A 1,396-nucleotide genomic window follows, 5' to 3' on the forward strand; every position below is an offset into this window, starting at 1 on the left:
GTTAGAGCTGCCGTATATCGATGACCCTACCAATGACAGCGGCGATAATATGCGTAGTGGGCTGCGCCGCGATATCATGCCAGCACTTGCTACGTATAACTCGAATGTTATTGATAACATTGCTCGCAGTGCGCAGTTACTCGCAGATGCTCAAGCTATCGTGAGCGATCAAGCCGTACAAGACTTGCAGCAGACCGCTATTATTCTGTTGAATTATCCACCAGCGCAACGTGTGCTAAATATCGACAAACTGCACTCATTGCCTATCTATCGTCAACGCCAACTCATACATACTTGGCTCACGCAAGAAGAGCCATTGCCGCCGTCCAAGCAGCTTGTCGATGATGTTTTAAGCTTAACTGAACGTAATGATCACAACCATCAAACCCAATTAGACTGGCAAGGCAGTAAGCAGACTTACACTATCCGCCGTTATCGTCAGCAGCTGTATCGTCTTAGCAGTAGTTGGCTTGCATGGCTAGCGCTACCACTTACTGCACACACCCAAATGTTACCTTGTTCAAGCTTGCCTCAAAAGCATGCGATGATGGTGATGTTACGCACAGGCAAAGGTATTGATTGGCAATTAGAAATCGCGCTCAATACGTTGATACACTTTATAAATGATAGATTCATCAGCGATAAGCTTATAAGTAATAAAGATAAGATTGAGCTAACGTGTACACCATTAGGACGGCAGCAGCGCGTGCAAACGGCTCTAGTCACTCGACCACAAGCAGGAAAAAAACTCTATCAAACACTTGGCGTGCCTGTTTGGCTGCGTGATAGCTTGGTGGTTGTTAGTATTGTCTTCGCTCATAAAGATGAAGCGTTGCCGTTATTGCTAGTATCGCCATTTGAAAGTTGGGTGCTAGGGACTGATAAATCGTTGGAAAACGTTAAAAATGATAGTGGTTTCTTAGCTAGTGCTATCAAAAATATCTTAAGCATATAGCCAGTATGCAATAAAATCGTTACGTTAATCGGTTTTTGAGGTGATTGGACTACAGATAAATTTCTTTAATGCTCGTGGCAGTATGGTAGACTAAGTGTCATTTTAGATGTCATGATATACGTTTGAAAACTATACCTTTGGATACTTTGCGTTTTGTTAGTGAGGAATAATAATGTCAGTACTCGACAATAAAAAAATCAGCTTTATCGGTGGCGGAAACATGGCGCAAGCTTTGATAAGTGGGCTTATTGCCTGCGGTGTCAAACCTGAGCTAATCACCGTATCAGCACCTAGCGCTGAGACACGTCAGCAGTTTGAAGATCAAAAGATGAATACGGTTGATGCAAGTGTAGACCCAAAGGCTGCGATCATTGATGCTGACGTCGTCGTCTTAGCGGTAAAACCTCAAGTCATGAATAAAGTTGTCAGCGCTTTTGCTGA

2 protein-coding genes are annotated in these 1,396 nt (G+C 43.5%); both read left to right on the forward strand.

Translation table 11 applies throughout. The features are described from left to right. Positions 1-955: TilS substrate-binding domain-containing protein (locus tag ACS8FD_RS14560; RefSeq protein ID WP_439276382.1), on the forward strand; the 955-nt coding region annotated here is incomplete at its 5' end. 172 nt (positions 956-1,127) lie between these two features. Continuing rightward, the coding region (locus tag ACS8FD_RS14565; protein WP_439276383.1) for an NAD(P)-binding domain-containing protein at positions 1,128-1,396 on the forward strand (269 nt) is incomplete at its 3' end.

It is taken from the genome of Psychrobacter sp. 1U2 (genome assembly GCF_051847575.1).